The following is a 13825-nucleotide window of genomic DNA, read 5'->3' on the forward strand; positions in this document are numbered from 1 at the left end:
CCGTCGACAGTGGATCTTGCCGTTCCCGACGTCCGCATTGCGCCGGTCGCCGAGAAGGTCGGCCACTTCCGCTCCGCCGCCGCGTTCGAGCACTTCCGCGCGGCCTACCGGGCCGGCATGGCCGGGCTACCACCGTTCAGTGAATCAATCGACGTGCCAACGAGTTTCGGCACCGTGCGGGCCTACCGGTTCGACGGACCCTCCGACCGCCCTCCGGTTCTGATGCTGCAGGGCCGGAACGCGTCGACTCCCGTGTGGCGGGCCAACCTGCCCGGCGTGCTGAACGGTCGCACCGCGTACTGCATCGACCTGCTCGGTGAGGCAGGACTCTCGGTTCAGGATCGTCCGATCACCGGGCCCGACGATCAGGCGCAGTGGCTCGACGAAACACTGGCAGGCCTGGGACTGGACGCCATTCACCTGATGGGGGTTTCGATCGGTGGGTGGACGGCCACCAACTGTGCCGTCAGACGCCCTGGCCGGGTCGCGTCGTTGACCCTCCTCGATCCGGCGATGACCTTCGCGCCGATTCCGGTCAAGACGGCGTTGATGTCGGTGGGGCTATTCGCTCCCGGTGTGCCAGAAGCGCTTCGGCGCCGCGTCCTGCGCTGGATCGCCGGAGGCGCCGACGCCGACGACTCGGTGCCCGAGGCCGCGCTGATCGCCGCTGGTTCCAGTGACTTCGTCCTGCGGTCGGCGATGCCGAAGTTGTTCACCGACGATCAACTGCGTTCGCTCGACATCCCGGTGCTCGCGTTCATCGCCGGGCGCAGCGTCATCCACGATGCGACGCGAGCCGCCGCCAGGGCACGAAACCTGTTGCCGGACGGGAAGGTCGAGTTCTTGGCGGATGCGTCGCACGCGATCAACGGCGAGTATCCCGACGAAATCGCCGAGGAGTCACAGCGCTTCTGGGATGACGTCGCCTAGGCGGGCGAGGAATTCGCTGCTGCCGAAGAGACCAGGCAGTCCACCGGTGTGCATCAGAACCACCGTCGATCCCGGCTCGATGCGGCCATCGGCGACCTCCGCGATGAGTCCGGCCAGCGCGCGCCCGGTGTAGACGGGGTCGAAGACGATCCCTTCCGTGCGGGCGGCCAGCGACAGCGCTGCGGTGACTTCCGGGGTGACCTGCCCATACCCGGCACCGACTTGGTCCATCCGGATCCGCAGGCTCGCGGGTGCGGGATCGTGAACGGGAAACAACTCCCGCACCGTGCGGTGCGGGTCGGTGACCGCACCGCATTGCACCCCGAGCACGCGTTGCGGCCCGAAGCCGCGGACCAGCCCAGCCATCGTGGCGCCCGAGCCCACCGCGACCACGACGTGGTCGGGATCAACACCCTGGGAGACGATTTCGCGCGCGGCGTCCAGGTAGGCATTGGTCGTCAGAGGCGATGAGCCGCCGAACGGGATCACCGCCACCGAGCGGCCGGCGTTCTCCAGCTCGGCGGTGACGTCGTCCACGTCTGCCGACCACACGATCGACGCTCCGAACAGGGTGTCCAGAGCGAGGTTTCCGGTCAATTGGCCAGCGTCGGGAGGGTCGCCCGCCAACACCAGCACCACGTGCAGGCCAAGGCGGGCACCCGCGGCAGCGGTCAAGCGCGCATGGTTGGACTGGGCCGCGCCGCTGGTGATCAGGGTGTCCGCCCCGGCGGCAAGGGCTTGGGCACACGTCCACTGCAGCTTGCGCACCTTGTTGCCGCCCCCGCCAAGCCCGATCAGGTCATCACGCTTGATCCAGAGGTCGTCGGGGCCCAATCCGATCGCCGCCGACAGGCGAGGGGCGGGCTCGAGGGGCGTCGGCCCGGTGATCAGTTGCACCGGCGTGGGCTCTGATGCCATCCGACCCATGCTAGGCGGTCGACTACGTGGGACCGGCGATCGCACACTCGATCCCCGGGCTCCGTGCGATGCGCTGATCCAGCGTGACGAGCGTCGCGGACAACGTCTCCGCCAAGGCGACGTAGGCCGCGTCGTAACTCGTCAGGTTCTGACGTAACTGCCAAATGCGCGCGCCAAGAACCTCATACGGCCACAGCGTGACGTTCAGGTCGAGCAGATCGGCGTACGCCAAGGCGGCCTGGTCGGCACCCACGGTGCCGGCGAGTTCCAGCCGCCTGATCACGTTCGCGCACTCGTAGTGCACCAACGTGGGCGCGTGCAGGTCGACGTCCGTCAGCCGACCCACTGCCCACTGCCCGTCGGGTCCGGAGTCGAGTAGCGCTGCCACGATCACCGACGCATCGCATACGACCCGGTCCGTCATCGGCGATCGGCGTCCCGGTTGGTCAGAATGTCGTCGGCGCCGACTCGAATTCCCGTGGCAGCGACACGCGCCCGCGCACGGGCCAGTACGTCGTCCACGGTCGGCTTGTCCGCGGTCGCGACCAACAGGCCCCGGAGATACTCCTGCAGCGACTGTCCCGCCCGCGCGGCTCGTGCGGCCAACTCGTCGCGAACGCCATCGGGGATGTCTCGCACCGTGATGGCAACCATGCATGCATTTTAGCAGCGTTGCAGTCATAGCAGTTTCACCGTCGGCGCGCAGGGTCACGACGTAGCCTTGGTGACGATGCGGCACTACTACAGCGCTGACGCGATCCGCGCAGCCGAAGCACCGCTGTTGCGAAGCCTCCCCGATGGTGTCTTGATGCGCCGGGCGGCCCACGGACTGGCCACCGCGATCGCCCGGGAACTCAAATCCAGAACCGGTGCGATCGCAGGCACGCGGGTGTGCGCGGTCGTCGGGTCGGGAGACAACGGCGGCGACGCACTGTGGGCCGCGACGTTCCTGCGTCGTCGGGGGGTCAGCGCCACCGCCGTCGTGCTCAACCCCGACCGCGTGCATGCCACGGCGCTGGCAGCGTTCACCGCATCGGGCGGCCGCATCGTCGAGAACGTACCAGCAGCAACCGATCTGGTGATCGACGGCGTCGTCGGGATCTCCGGCTCGGGACCGCTGCGACCCGCCCCGGCTGAGGTGTTCGCCGCCGTCGACGCGGCGGGCATCCCCGTCGTCGCCGTGGACTTGCCAAGCGGCATCGACGTCCAGACCGGCGCCGCGGAGGGACCCCACGTCCACGCCGCACTCACCGTGACGTTCGGCGGCCTCAAACCGGTTCATGCCCTTGGTGATTGCGGGCGCGTCGAGTTGATCGACATCGGCCTCGACCTGCCCGATACCGATCTGATGAGCGTCGAAGCCGCCGACGTCGCCGCGCGCTGGCCGGTGCCTGAAGCCACCGACGACAAGTACACCCAGGGCGTCACCGGCGTGCTTGCCGGTTCTGCGGCCTACCCGGGAGCGGCGATCCTGTGCACCGGCGCGGCCGTCGCGGCGACGTCTGGCATGGTGCGCTACGCAGGCAGCGCGGCGGCCGAGGTGGTCTCACACTGGCCCGAGGTGGTCGCCGCACCGACCGTGAGCGCCGTGGGCCGGGTCCAGGCGTGGGTGGTGGGACCGGGTCTCGGCACCGACGAGGCGGGCGCCGCCGCACTGTGGTTCGCGCTCGACACCGACCTGCCGGTGATCGTCGACGCCGACGGTCTGACGATCCTGGCGGCCCACCCCGACCTGGTGGTCAAACGCAAGGCGCCGACCGTGTTGACGCCGCATGCGGGGGAGTTCGCCCGCCTTGCTGGCCATCCGCCGGGAGCCGACCGCGTCGCGGCCACCCGACGGCTCGCCGAGGCGTTCGGCGCCACCGTCTTGCTCAAGGGCAACGTCACGGTGATCGCGGAACCTTCCGGCCCCGTCTACCTCAACCGCGCGGGCCAGTCCTGGGCGGCCACTGCCGGGTCCGGTGACGTGCTTTCCGGTGTCATTGGCGCGCTGCTCGCCGCTGGAGTGCCCGCCGGTGAGGCCGCGGCGATGGCCGCGTTCGTCCATGCCCGCGCCGCGAACCTGTCGGCGGCAGACCCGGGTCCCCGCCCGGCACCGACGTCGGCCGCACGCATCCTCGCGCACATCCGCTCGTCGATCGCCAGTCTCTAGGAGGGACAACACATGTCACACAGGCACACCCAGGCAGCCTCGATCGCACCGGCGTACACCGGGCGGTTGTCGTCGGCGCCCATCCCGGCGCTGCGGATGCCCGACGAGTGCATGGACCCTCAGGCCGCCTATCGGTTCATCCACGACGAGCTCATGCTCGACGGCAGCTCGCGGCTCAACCTCGCCACCTTCGTCACCACGTGGATGGATCCCGAGGCCGAGAAGTTGATGGCGGAGACCTTCGACAAGAACATGATCGACAAGGACGAATACCCGGCGACCGCCGCGATCGAGCAGCGCTGCGTGTGCATGGTCGCCGACCTGTTCCACGCCGAGGACTTGCAGGACGACGATGCCTCGACCGCGGTCGGGACGTCCACGGTCGGGTCCAGCGAGGCGGTGATGCTGGCCGGGCTGGCTATGAGCTGGCAGTGGCGCAAGAAGGTCGACCCCGACAACAAGGGGGCTTGGCGAAGCCGCAAGCCCAATCTGGTGATGGGTTCCAACGTGCAGGTGGTGTGGGAGAAGTTCTGCCGGTACTTCGACGTCGAGCCCGTCTATCTGCCGATGGAGGAGGGCCGCTACGTCATCACCGCCGAACAGGTGCTTGCCGCGGTCAACGAGGACACCATCGGTGTCGTCGCGATCCTCGGCACCACCTACACCGGTGAGCTGGAGCCGATCGCGGAGATCTGCGCGGCCCTCGACAAGCTGGCGGCCGACGGGGGTCTGGACGTGCCCGTGCACGTCGATGCCGCGAGCGGCGGCTTCGTGGTGCCGTTCCTGCACCCCGAAGTGGTGTGGGACTTCCGCCAGCCGCGAGTGGTGTCGATCAACGTCAGCGGCCACAAGTACGGGCTGACCTATCCAGGCATCGGCTTCGTGGTCTGGCGCAATGCCGCACACCTACCCGAGGAACTGGTGTTCCGGGTCAACTACCTCGGCGGGGACATGCCGACGTTCACGCTCAACTTCTCCAAGGGCGGAAACCAGGTCATCGGCCAGTACTACAACTTCCTGCGGCTCGGCAAGGCTGGATACACCCAGGTCATGAAGAGCCTGTCGCAAACCGCGCGGTGGCTCGGAGACGGGCTGCGCGCAAGCGAACACTTCGAGGTGATCGCGGACGGGTCGGCCATACCTGTCATCGCCTTCCGGCTCACCGGTGACCGTGGGTACACCGAGTTCGACGTGTCGCACGCGCTGCGGGCGTACGGCTGGCAGGTACCCGCCTACACGATGCCCGAGGGCGCCAGCGACGTCGTCATGCTGCGCATCGTGGTGCGAGAGGGGTTCTCCACGGACCTGGCCAGGGCGCTGAAGGACGACACCATCACCGTGCTGAAGTCCCTCGACGAGCTCAAGCCGAACGGCCACTTCGACGAAGTGCAACCCTTCTCGCACTAGGTGCGACGGCCCCCGGAGCCGCCCTCTGGGACAATCGAGGGCGGTGACATGACCATGCAAACGACCCAGCTCACGACATCGGACCCCGCCGCGCAGGCAGTGGTCGACCTCGACGCCATCGCACACAACGTGCGCCTCCTGCGCGAACACGCGGGTTCGGCCCAGGTGATGGTGGTGTTGAAGGCCGACGGATACGGCCACGGCGCCACCCAGGTGGCTCGGGCGGCACTGGCCGCCGGTGCGGCCGAACTCGGTGTCGCGACCCTTGACGAGGCGCTCGCGCTACGGCGCGACGGCGTCACCGCCCCGTTGATGGCATGGCTGCACGCCCCCGGTGTGGACTTCGCCGCGGCGCTGACCGCCGACGTACAGGTGGCGGTGTCGTCGGCGCGTCAACTCGGCGACCTGCTCGATGCCGCGGCTCGCACCGGGCGCACCGCCACGGTGACGGTCAAGGTCGACACTGGATTGAGTCGCAACGGTGCGAGCAGCGCCGAGTTCACCGCGATGCTGCCAGTGCTGGCCAGGGCGCGGGCCGACGACGCGATCCGGCTGCGCGGCATCATGTCGCACCTGGCATGCGGTGACGAACCAGATAGCCCCGTCAACGACCTTCAGGCTCAACGCTTCTCGGAGTTCCAGGCGCAGGCACACGACGCAGGGGTGGCGTTCGAGATCGCCCACCTGAGCAACTCCCCGGCGGCGATGACCCGCCCCGATCTCGCCTACGACATGGTCCGGCCGGGCATCGCCGTCTACGGGCAGACCCCGATCGCGTCCCGTGGCGACATGGGACTGGTTCCGGCGATGACCCTGAAATGCCCTGTTGCGCTTGTTCGTTCGATCAAGGCGGGTGACGCGGTGTCCTACGGCCATACCTGGACCGCCGACCGGGACACCACCGTGGCGCTGCTACCGCTCGGGTACGCCGACGGCGTCTTCCGCAATCTCAGCGGACGTATCGACGTGATGATCAATGGGCGCCGCAGGCGCAACGTCGGGCGCATCTGCATGGACCAGTTCGTCGTCGACCTCGGGCCGGGGCCCGTCGACGTCGCCGAGGGCGATGACGCCATCCTCTTCGGTTCTGGCGCGCAGGGTGAGCAGACCGCGCAGGACTGGGCCGAGCTGCTCGGCACCATCAACTACGAGGTGGTCACCAGCCCGCGGGGTCGGATCAGCCGGGTGTACCGCGGTGGCGCGGCAACCGACCCGACGGGCAAGAGCCGTTGAGCGACGAGGAAATTCGGCGGCGCCGCGGCCGGATCCGGAATGCGCGCTGGCTGGCGGGCCTGACCGGACTGGCCGCCGTCGGCGGTCTTGCAGGCACGACGGTGGCCCGTTCGGTGACCCGACGCGTGACCGACGACGATCCCCATGCCGACGAGGACTTCTGTCTGCTCGACGCGGACCGAAGCTCCGTGGTGACCACCGCCGACGGGGTGCCACTGGCGGTTCGAGAGGTCGGCCCGCAGGGTGCACCCCTGACGGTCGTGTTCGCCCACGGCTTCTGTCTTCGCATGGGCGCGTTCCACTTTCAACGGGCCCGGCTGACCGAGCTGTGGGGTCCCCAGGTCCGGATGGTGTTCTACGACCAGCGCGGACACGGCCAGTCCGGTGAAGCACCGCCCGAGACCTACACCGTCCCGCAACTCGGCCAGGACCTGGAGGCGGTACTGGCGGTGATGGCCCCGCGCGGCCCCGTGGTGCTCGTCGGGCACTCGATGGGCGGCATGACGGTGTTGTCGCACGCCCGCCAGTACCCGCAGCGCTACGCCAACCGGATCGTCGGCGTCGCGCTGATCTCCTCTGCGGCAGAAGGTGTTTCGCGATCGCCGCTGGGCGAGGTGCTGCGTAACCCCGTACTCGAGGCAGCCCGCGTCGCGGTGCGGTACGCGCCGAAGACCGTGCACCGCACCCGTGGCGCCACTCGTTCGGTGATCGGTCCGGTGTTGCGCGCGGCGTCCTACGGCGACGAGAAGATGAGCCCCAGCGTCGTGGCGTTCTCCGAGCTGATGATGCACGACACCCCGATCGCCACCCTGATCGGCTTTCTGCATGCTCTCGAGGTGCACGACGAGGCCGCTGCGCTGCCGATCCTGGCCAAGGTGCCGACCCTGATCGTGTGCGGTGACCGTGACTTCCTCACGCCGAAGGAGTCCTCCGAGGCCATGGCCGACGCGCTACCGAAGTGTGAGCTGGTGATCGTCGGCGGCGCAGGACATCTCGTTCAGCTCGAGCAGCCGGAGATCGTCGATGACGCGCTGGTGCGCCTGGTCGAACGTGCGACACCCTCCAAGCTCACCGCATTGACCCGTCGGCTGCGTGACCGGGCGCGCAACCATGGCTGAACACCGGGTCGATCTCGTCGAGGGGACCGCCGAACTGCCCACCGCGTGGGACACCATCGCGTTCGGTGCGCGACTCGGCGCCGACCTGCGCGCGGGCGACGTGGTGGTGCTTTCCGGCCCGCTCGGTGCGGGAAAGACCGTGCTGGCCAAGGGAATCGCGCAGGCGATGGACGTCGAGGGCGCGGTGACGTCGCCGACCTTCGTGCTGGCCCGCGTGCACCCGCCGCGCAGGCCTGACAGGCCGGCCCTGGTACACGTCGACATCTACCGCCTGCTCGACCATCCGGGCGCTGACCTGCTCGCCGAACTCGACTCGCTGGACCTCGACACCGATCTCGACGATGCCGTGGTGGTCGTCGAATGGGGGGAGGGGCTGGCGGAGCGGCTGTCCGACCGTCATCTCGACATCCGGCTCGAGCGTGGTGGAGATACCGACGTCCGGACGGCGGTGTGGCGGTGGAACACGCCATGATCGTGCTTGCCATCGATACCGCAACCCCCGCCGTCACCGCAGGGGTGGTCAGGCGCGGACCGGCGGGCGTCGACGTGCTGGCCGAACGCGTCACGGTCGACCCCCGTGCCCACGCCGAACAGCTGACGCCGAACGTGGTGGGGGCGTTGGCCGATGCCGGACTCGCGATGGCCGATCTCGGTGCCGTCGTCGTCGGTTGCGGGCCGGGACCGTTCACCGGCTTGCGCGTCGGCATGGCGACGGCAGCCGCGTACGCGCACGCCCTTGGCATTCCGGCGTACGGCGTGTGCAGCCTCGACGCCATCGGGGTGGACACCGCCGGCGAGGTGCTGGTGATCACGGACGCCCGCCGTCGAGAGGTGTACTGGGCGCGCTACCGCGATGGCGTCAGGGTCGGCGGGCCCGCCGTCAGCAGCCCCGCCGACGTGCCTGCCGACGCGACAGCCGTCGCCGGATCACCCGAGCACGCCGCGCTTTTCGACCTTCCGCGGCTGGCCCCGACCTACCCGACGGCGTCGGGCCTGGTGCGGGCGGTCGACTGGGATGCGCCGCCGGAACCGCTGATCCCGCTGTACCTTCGGCGTCCCGACGCCAAGCCGCAGCCGGTGCGGTCGTGACCGTCGAATACGGATCGCTCGCCGTCGGTGACGCCGACCGCTGCGCCGAGTTGGAGGCGCAGCTGTTTCCCGGCGACGACCCGTGGCCGGCCGCGGCGTTCATCCGCGAACTCGAGTCCAAGCACAACCAGTACGTGGCGGCGCGTCTGGACGGCGAGCTGATCGGCTACGCCGGCGTGAGCCGATTGGGCCGGAAACCGCCGTACGAGTACGAGGTTCACACCATCGGCGTCGATGAGCGATGTCAAGGACAGGGCATCGGCCGCGTCCTGCTCAACCGCCTGCTCGATATCGCCGACGGCGGCACCGTCTTCCTCGAGGTGCGCACCGACAACGTGGCGGCGATCGCCATGTACGAAAGCGCGGGCTTCACCAAGCTCGGGATACGGAAGAAGTATTACCGCGTCAGTGGCGCTGATGCGTACACGATGCGGCGGTCGGCAGAAGGAACGACACAGTGATCATCCTGGCCATCGAGAGCTCCTGCGACGAGACCGGCGTCGGCATCTGCGAGCTGGCGACCGACGGCACCATCACGCTGCTCGCCGACGAGGTGGCCTCCAGCGTCGACGAGCACGTACGGTTCGGCGGCGTCGTGCCCGAGATCGCGTCGCGCGCGCATCTGGAGGCCCTCGGCCCCACCATGCGCCGGGCTCTGGCTGCGGCGGGGGTGACGCGGCCCGACGTCGTCGCGGCCACCATCGGGCCGGGGTTGGCCGGCGCGCTGCTGGTCGGTGTCGCGGCCGCCAAGGCGTATGCGGCCGCGTGGGAGGTGCCGTTCTACGCCGTCAACCACCTCGGCGGGCACCTGGCGGCCGACGTCTACGAGCACGGCCCGCTGCCGGAGAGCGTCGGCCTGCTGGTGTCTGGCGGACACACCAACCTGCTGCACGTGCGATCTCTCGGCGAGCCGATCGCCGAACTTGGCAGCACCGTCGACGATGCCGCAGGGGAGGCCTACGACAAGATTGCCAGGCTGTTGGGCTTGGGATATCCGGGCGGCAAGGTGCTCGACGACCTGGCCCGCACCGGAGACCGGAACGCGATCGCCTTCCCGCGCGGCATGACCGGGCCACGCGACGCCCCTTATGCGTTCAGCTTCTCTGGCCTCAAGACCGCGGTGGCCCGCTACGTGGAGAGCCACCCCGATGCGGCCACTGCCGACGTGGCGGCGGGTTTCCAGGAGGCCGTGGCCGACGTCCTGACGCTCAAGGCGGTGCGCGCCGCGACGGAGCTTGGGGTCTCCACGCTGTTGATCGCCGGGGGAGTTGCGGCCAACTCGCGACTGCGCGAGCTGGCCGAAGAGCGTTGTGCAGCAGCCGGTTTGACGTTGCGCATCCCCAAGCCGCGGCTGTGCACTGACAATGGGGCGATGATCGCGTCCTTCGCCGCACACCTGATCGCGGCGGGCGCGTCGCCCTCGCCGTTGGACGTACCGAGCGACCCGGGTCTGCCGGTGGTGAAGGGACAGGTCGCGTGAGCATCGCCGACAAGCTGGAAGTGACCGAACTGCTGTATCGCTATGCCGAGCTGATCGACGCAGGCGACTTCGACGGGGTGGGCACACTGCTGGGTCGGGGCAATTTCATGGGCGTCTCCGGCGCCGGCAGGATCGCGAAGTTGTTCGCCACCACCACGCGCCGCTTCCCCGAACACGGCAACACCCCACGGACCCGGCATCTGGTCCTCAATCCGATCGTCGATGTGGACGGCGAAGGGGCAACCGCCCGTTCGACGTTCTGCGTCGTGCAGCAGACGGAAACGGTAGCGCTGCAACCGATCGTGGTCGGTCGGTACGCCGACACCTTCGCGCGTGACAGCGAGGGTTGGCACTTCACGGAGCGCACGGTCGACATCCAGATGATTGGGGACGTGTCCGATCACCTTTTGATCGACCCGAAGCAGTTCGGCTAGACGACTCAGAACGGCGGGGGTTTGTTGCCTTCAGCGACGTGGGCGTCACTTCACTTCACCACCGCATCCGCGTACGTCGACGACAATCCGTGTGGGACGCCCCAAAATACGAGGAAGGGGGCCAGTTTGTCGCCTCCAAGAATTTCCCAAGCGGTCAGGCGCACGCTCTTGTTACCAATTCATGATCGTCGACCACAGAGAAGCGCCCGGCAGCGCATCTGAAAGGACACCCAGCAATGAACATCGTCCCCGCCCCCATCGAGAATTACACCAAACGCGTCCCCCGCAACATCGCCCTCTGGCAGGGGATCGCAGGCATCGTCATCGCGTTGTGGTGCTTGGCCATGCTGAGTGTGCTGGTCTACGCGGCGTCGCCGTTCTCCATCGTCGAGGTGCCCACGGGGGCGCTCATTCTTGGTTTTGTGAAATGGGTTGCGGGCGTTGCCTTCGGGGCATTCTTGGCCGTCGCCTTTCTGCAGCGCTACGCCAAGCACTCCTGAATCCGAACGGTGTGTTGTTCGCAAATCACAAAACGGCCGCATCTCTGCGGCCCTTTTGTTGTGGAGCTAACCGTCATGTTCAGAGTGTCTTCCGTGTCATCTGGTGGCGACTGGCCGAAGTACGTTTTAGCGCGTCGACGCCGCCGCTAGCGCGGTTCGAGCCGAAAGACGGGGATATGACGGCCAATCGGGTCTGCCTTCTGGCGGTAGTCGCCCCAACCGGCGTATACATGCAAGGCAAGTCCGTACAGGCGCGCGTACTCGTCGGGGTCGGTGACCTCCTTCGCCAGAAACTTCTCGTCGCCTAGTTCGCATTCAGGGTGCGCCTTGAGGTTGTAGTACCACTGCGGTTGTTTCGGCCCGCCGTAGTTTGAGGCGGTCACGATGGGATCGGTTCCATCGTGAAAGTAGGTGATTTGGTGCTCTCGCGGTTGGCCTGACTTCGCACCCATCGTCATCAGCGGGGCTGTGGAAACCCCGCCAAGGATCCATGGATAGCGCCCACCGGTTGCGCGGTACAACCACGGGTCGATGCGGGGCGAGATGTGGTGCGCAACGAATTGTCCGGTGCGCGAACGGCCAAAGTTCTCAAGGGCGGTATACCAACGACTGTGCTTCCTGTGCGGATCGACATAGTGCAGTGGCATGAATGGGACGGTACCGTCGTAACCGTATCGATGGCGCACAATTAGTCCAGGTCAGGACCACAAGCGGCGTAGTTCCCCCAACTACGACGGTGCCATCGCGCCGCTGGGCGTCCTTCCAGCCAAGTACGCGTTTTGAGCAGAAGCTGAATTCGGCAGTAGCACTTGAGGTTTCCCGAGTGCGTCGCACCGGCGGGGTAGGGCACCGTGTGGTCGATATCGGCGTGGGTCGCGCGCCGATCGCAGCCCACTGCGCGGCAGGTCAGGTCACGGGTCCGGACGAATTCGTCGAGTGCAGTGCTCGGCCGGTAGCGCGGCTCGGGTTCTGGCTTGGGTGCGACGACGGGGCGAAGTTTTGCGCCGCGGGCGATGAGTTCGGCCAGAAGTGGCACGGGCACGATTCCGCGTCGCCAAGTCGGTTGACGCCTGCCGCGAGCTGACCCGGGATTTCCTCGGTGAACTCGCTCATCCACATAGAGGCGCGGTGTTTCCGTTGTCTTCCATTGTCCCGGGTTCGTCGGTAGTCGTGACGCATACCGGATTCCCGGGTCCGACGCGCCCATCGAGAGCAGTTTGACTCTTCGAGGGTTGGTACGCAGACACCCTCACGGAGCGCACGGTCGACATCCAGATGATCGGGGACGTGTTCGATCACCCGTTGATCGATCCGAAGCAGTTCGGCTAGCCGACTCAGAATGGTGGTATCGCGTCGAATGCTGCGGCTTCGTTCTCGGCTTCGTTGCGTCTGCGTTCGTCGTCGATCCGTTGGCGGCGGTCTTGGCTGCGGGTGGTCGTGCGCCGTGGCATGGTCAGCCCGGCGGTGTGTGCGGTGGGGGTCTCGGTGACGGTGATGGTGACTGGTGCGGTGGGCAGGCACAGGCTGGGGAAGAGCAGTCGGCTGCCGGGCCGGGTGGTGTAGCTCTGCCCGGATGGTGAGGTCCAGACGACGTCGCCGTCGGGTAGCTGTCGGTCTCGCCAACCCCGTGGCCCGCCCCAGAAGGTTTTCAACAGGTGGTGAAACCTGCACAGGCACTTGAGATTCGACGCGCAGGTGGGCCCGTGCGGGTACGGAATCGTGTGGTCGGTGTCGCAGCGATTCGCGGGCACGTTGCAGTGCGGGAAGCGACACGTCAGGTCGCGCGAGCGGACGAAATCGGCTAGCGCCCTGGAGGGGGTGTAGCGGGGTTCGGGTGGGGCGTTGCCGGGGTGCACGACCGGTACGACTTTGGCGTGCAGGGCGGCGCGGGCCACGACGGGTCCGGGCAGCAGCGGCCCGCCGATGATGACTCCGGGTGGGGTGGCCAGGGGTTCGCCGGGGTCGGCGTTGGCTTCGGTGATGACCTCGGCCAGCGTCATCTCGCGTAGTGGCTTGCTCAACATTGGGGGTGATTCGCCGTCCAGGGAGGCGTGCTGCGCGGACGCATCGACCGCTGCCGATGTAGCGCTGGACTCGGCGTGATCAGGTGCTGTGGCCGGATCTGCTGGAGTGACACCATCGTCGGGCTGGTCGGGGTGGGCGGCAGCTGGGGGCGTGTCGACGGAGTCGGCGTGCGCGACGACGTGAACGACGACGGTGCTGGGGGTGGCGATGCCGCCGAGGCAGTGCTCGTTGCCGCAGAGGCAGGCCAAGCGGTCTTGCCGGTGCGCTAGGGCGCCCATGGCGTCGGAGCGGAGTTGATCGTGCGTGCGGGGGTCGTCGTCGCACACCGTGGAGGCCAGCGCGTCCAGTCGTTGGTCGAACGCAGCGGCGTCGGTGGCGAACAGGGTGCCCCACAGTGTTGCCAGGCCGGTGGCGTCGTCGAGGTAGACGTCGACGGCGCGGCCGCGGGCCTGAGCCTGGGTGCGGCGCAACGCGTAGGGGTCGTGCTCGGCGATGAGCCGGTCGATTTCCTGGTCGGTCTTGTCCAACGACATCGGCCC

17 protein-coding genes are annotated in these 13825 nt (G+C 67.9%); 11 read left to right on the forward strand and 6 right to left on the reverse strand.

The genetic code is table 11. The features are described 5' to 3' along the window. The first annotated feature begins 9 nt into the window (after positions 1-9). Positions 10-930 carry an alpha/beta fold hydrolase gene (locus HNP02_RS22010; RefSeq protein WP_184442483.1) on the forward strand — a complete coding sequence of 307 codons (921 nt, stop codon included), beginning with the start codon at positions 10-12 and terminating at the stop codon, positions 928-930. Here the strand turns inward: HNP02_RS22010 and HNP02_RS22015 are convergent. Genes HNP02_RS22015 through HNP02_RS22025 form a run of 3 tightly spaced genes read right to left on the reverse strand, consistent with a single transcriptional unit; the run spans position 901 to position 2502 of the window. Then, a complete protein-coding gene (locus tag HNP02_RS22015; protein ID WP_184442485.1) occupies positions 901-1848 on the reverse strand; it encodes a D-cysteine desulfhydrase family protein in 948 nt (315 codons plus the stop codon). The two genes, HNP02_RS22010 and HNP02_RS22015, sit on opposite strands and share 30 nt — an antisense overlap. Before the next feature lie 22 nt (positions 1849-1870). Beyond that, positions 1871-2272, reverse strand: a complete 402-nt coding sequence (locus HNP02_RS22020) for a type II toxin-antitoxin system VapC family toxin (RefSeq protein WP_184442487.1) — start codon at positions 2270-2272, stop codon at positions 1871-1873. Continuing rightward, positions 2269-2502 carry a hypothetical protein gene (locus HNP02_RS22025; protein WP_184442489.1) on the reverse strand — a complete coding sequence of 78 codons (234 nt, stop codon included), beginning with the start codon at positions 2500-2502 and terminating at the stop codon, positions 2269-2271. The genes HNP02_RS22020 and HNP02_RS22025 overlap by 4 nt, the downstream gene beginning before the upstream one ends. Before the next feature lie 76 nt (positions 2503-2578). On the opposite strand from HNP02_RS22025, the gene HNP02_RS22030 reads away from it, so the two are divergent. From HNP02_RS22030 to HNP02_RS22075, 10 genes are all read left to right on the forward strand, one after another. After that, entirely contained in the window at positions 2579-4000 is a 1422-nt protein-coding gene (locus HNP02_RS22030) for an NAD(P)H-hydrate dehydratase (RefSeq protein ID WP_184442491.1), read from the forward strand. Positions 4001-4012: 12 nt separating this feature from the next. Next, positions 4013-5407, forward strand: coding sequence for a glutamate decarboxylase (locus tag HNP02_RS22035; RefSeq protein WP_184442493.1), 1395 nt, complete (start codon positions 4013-4015; stop codon positions 5405-5407). Positions 5408-5461: 54 nt separating this feature from the next. Further along, positions 5462-6640, forward strand: coding sequence for an alanine racemase (gene alr, locus HNP02_RS22040; protein ID WP_184442602.1), 1179 nt, complete (start codon positions 5462-5464; stop codon positions 6638-6640). Next, the gene (locus HNP02_RS22045) at positions 6637-7758 is read left to right on the forward strand and encodes an alpha/beta fold hydrolase (RefSeq protein WP_255506775.1); all 1122 of its coding nucleotides are present in this window, start codon (positions 6637-6639) and stop codon (positions 7756-7758) included. The genes alr and HNP02_RS22045 overlap by 4 nt, the downstream gene beginning before the upstream one ends. After that, positions 7751-8230, forward strand: coding sequence for a tRNA (adenosine(37)-N6)-threonylcarbamoyltransferase complex ATPase subunit type 1 TsaE (gene tsaE / locus HNP02_RS22050; protein ID WP_184442503.1), 480 nt, complete (start codon positions 7751-7753; stop codon positions 8228-8230). Before HNP02_RS22045 ends, tsaE begins: the two co-directional genes overlap by 8 nt. Continuing rightward, positions 8227-8847 carry a tRNA (adenosine(37)-N6)-threonylcarbamoyltransferase complex dimerization subunit type 1 TsaB gene (tsaB, locus tag HNP02_RS22055; protein WP_184442505.1) on the forward strand — a complete coding sequence of 207 codons (621 nt, stop codon included), beginning with the start codon at positions 8227-8229 and terminating at the stop codon, positions 8845-8847. Before tsaE ends, tsaB begins: the two co-directional genes overlap by 4 nt. Next, positions 8844-9308 (forward strand): ribosomal protein S18-alanine N-acetyltransferase, encoded by a 465-nt coding sequence (rimI, locus tag HNP02_RS22060; protein ID WP_184442507.1) that lies wholly within the window; start codon positions 8844-8846, stop codon positions 9306-9308. Before tsaB ends, rimI begins: the two co-directional genes overlap by 4 nt. After that, on the forward strand, positions 9305-10327 hold the full coding sequence (tsaD, locus tag HNP02_RS22065) for a tRNA (adenosine(37)-N6)-threonylcarbamoyltransferase complex transferase subunit TsaD (RefSeq protein ID WP_184442509.1): 1023 nt from the start codon (positions 9305-9307) through the stop codon (positions 10325-10327). Before rimI ends, tsaD begins: the two co-directional genes overlap by 4 nt. After that, complete coding sequence (locus HNP02_RS22070) at positions 10324-10761, forward strand: nuclear transport factor 2 family protein (RefSeq protein ID WP_184442511.1); 438 nt, start codon at positions 10324-10326, stop codon at positions 10759-10761. The genes tsaD and HNP02_RS22070 overlap by 4 nt, the downstream gene beginning before the upstream one ends. 236 nt (positions 10762-10997) lie before the next feature. Next, on the forward strand, positions 10998-11261 hold the full coding sequence (locus HNP02_RS22075; RefSeq protein WP_184442513.1) for a hypothetical protein: 264 nt from the start codon (positions 10998-11000) through the stop codon (positions 11259-11261). 146 nt (positions 11262-11407) lie between these two features. Here HNP02_RS22075 and HNP02_RS22080 read toward each other — a convergent pair whose 3' ends face one another. The 3 genes from HNP02_RS22080 to HNP02_RS22090 all read right to left on the reverse strand — a co-directional run. Continuing rightward, on the reverse strand, positions 11408-11908 hold the full coding sequence (locus HNP02_RS22080) for a nitroreductase/quinone reductase family protein (RefSeq protein ID WP_184442521.1): 501 nt from the start codon (positions 11906-11908) through the stop codon (positions 11408-11410). 41 nt (positions 11909-11949) lie between these two features. Then, entirely contained in the window at positions 11950-12303 is a 354-nt protein-coding gene (locus HNP02_RS22085) for a hypothetical protein (protein ID WP_184442523.1), read from the reverse strand. Positions 12304-12595: 292 nt separating this feature from the next. Then, the coding region (locus HNP02_RS22090; protein ID WP_184442525.1) for a DUF222 domain-containing protein at positions 12596-13825 on the reverse strand (1230 nt) is incomplete at its 5' end.

This window comes from Mycobacterium sp. AZCC_0083, from assembly GCF_014202335.1.
Taxonomy (GTDB): Bacteria; Actinomycetota; Actinomycetes; order Mycobacteriales; family Mycobacteriaceae; genus Mycobacterium.

Bases quoted from the DNA above. Each gene is read 5' to 3' on its own strand.
- tsaE (WP_184442503.1), top strand. From the start codon at position 7,751: ATGGCTGAACACCGGGTCGATCTCGTCGAGGGGACCGCCGAACTGCCC.
- alr (WP_184442602.1), top strand. From the start codon at position 5,462: ATGCAAACGACCCAGCTCACGACATCGGACCCCGCCGCGCAGGCAGTG.
- HNP02_RS22075 (WP_184442513.1), top strand. From the start codon at position 10,998: ATGAACATCGTCCCCGCCCCCATCGAGAATTACACCAAACGCGTCCCC.
- HNP02_RS22030 (WP_184442491.1), top strand. From the start codon at position 2,579: ATGCGGCACTACTACAGCGCTGACGCGATCCGCGCAGCCGAAGCACCG.
- HNP02_RS22025 (WP_184442489.1), bottom strand. From the start codon at position 2,502: ATGGTTGCCATCACGGTGCGAGACATCCCCGATGGCGTTCGCGACGAG.
- HNP02_RS22015 (WP_184442485.1), bottom strand. From the start codon at position 1,848: ATGGCATCAGAGCCCACGCCGGTGCAACTGATCACCGGGCCGACGCCC.
- HNP02_RS22020 (WP_184442487.1), bottom strand. From the start codon at position 2,272: ATGACGGACCGGGTCGTATGCGATGCGTCGGTGATCGTGGCAGCGCTA.
- tsaB (WP_184442505.1), top strand. From the start codon at position 8,227: ATGATCGTGCTTGCCATCGATACCGCAACCCCCGCCGTCACCGCAGGG.
- HNP02_RS22035 (WP_184442493.1), top strand. From the start codon at position 4,013: ATGTCACACAGGCACACCCAGGCAGCCTCGATCGCACCGGCGTACACC.
- HNP02_RS22080 (WP_184442521.1), bottom strand. From the start codon at position 11,908: ATGCCACTGCACTATGTCGATCCGCACAGGAAGCACAGTCGTTGGTAT.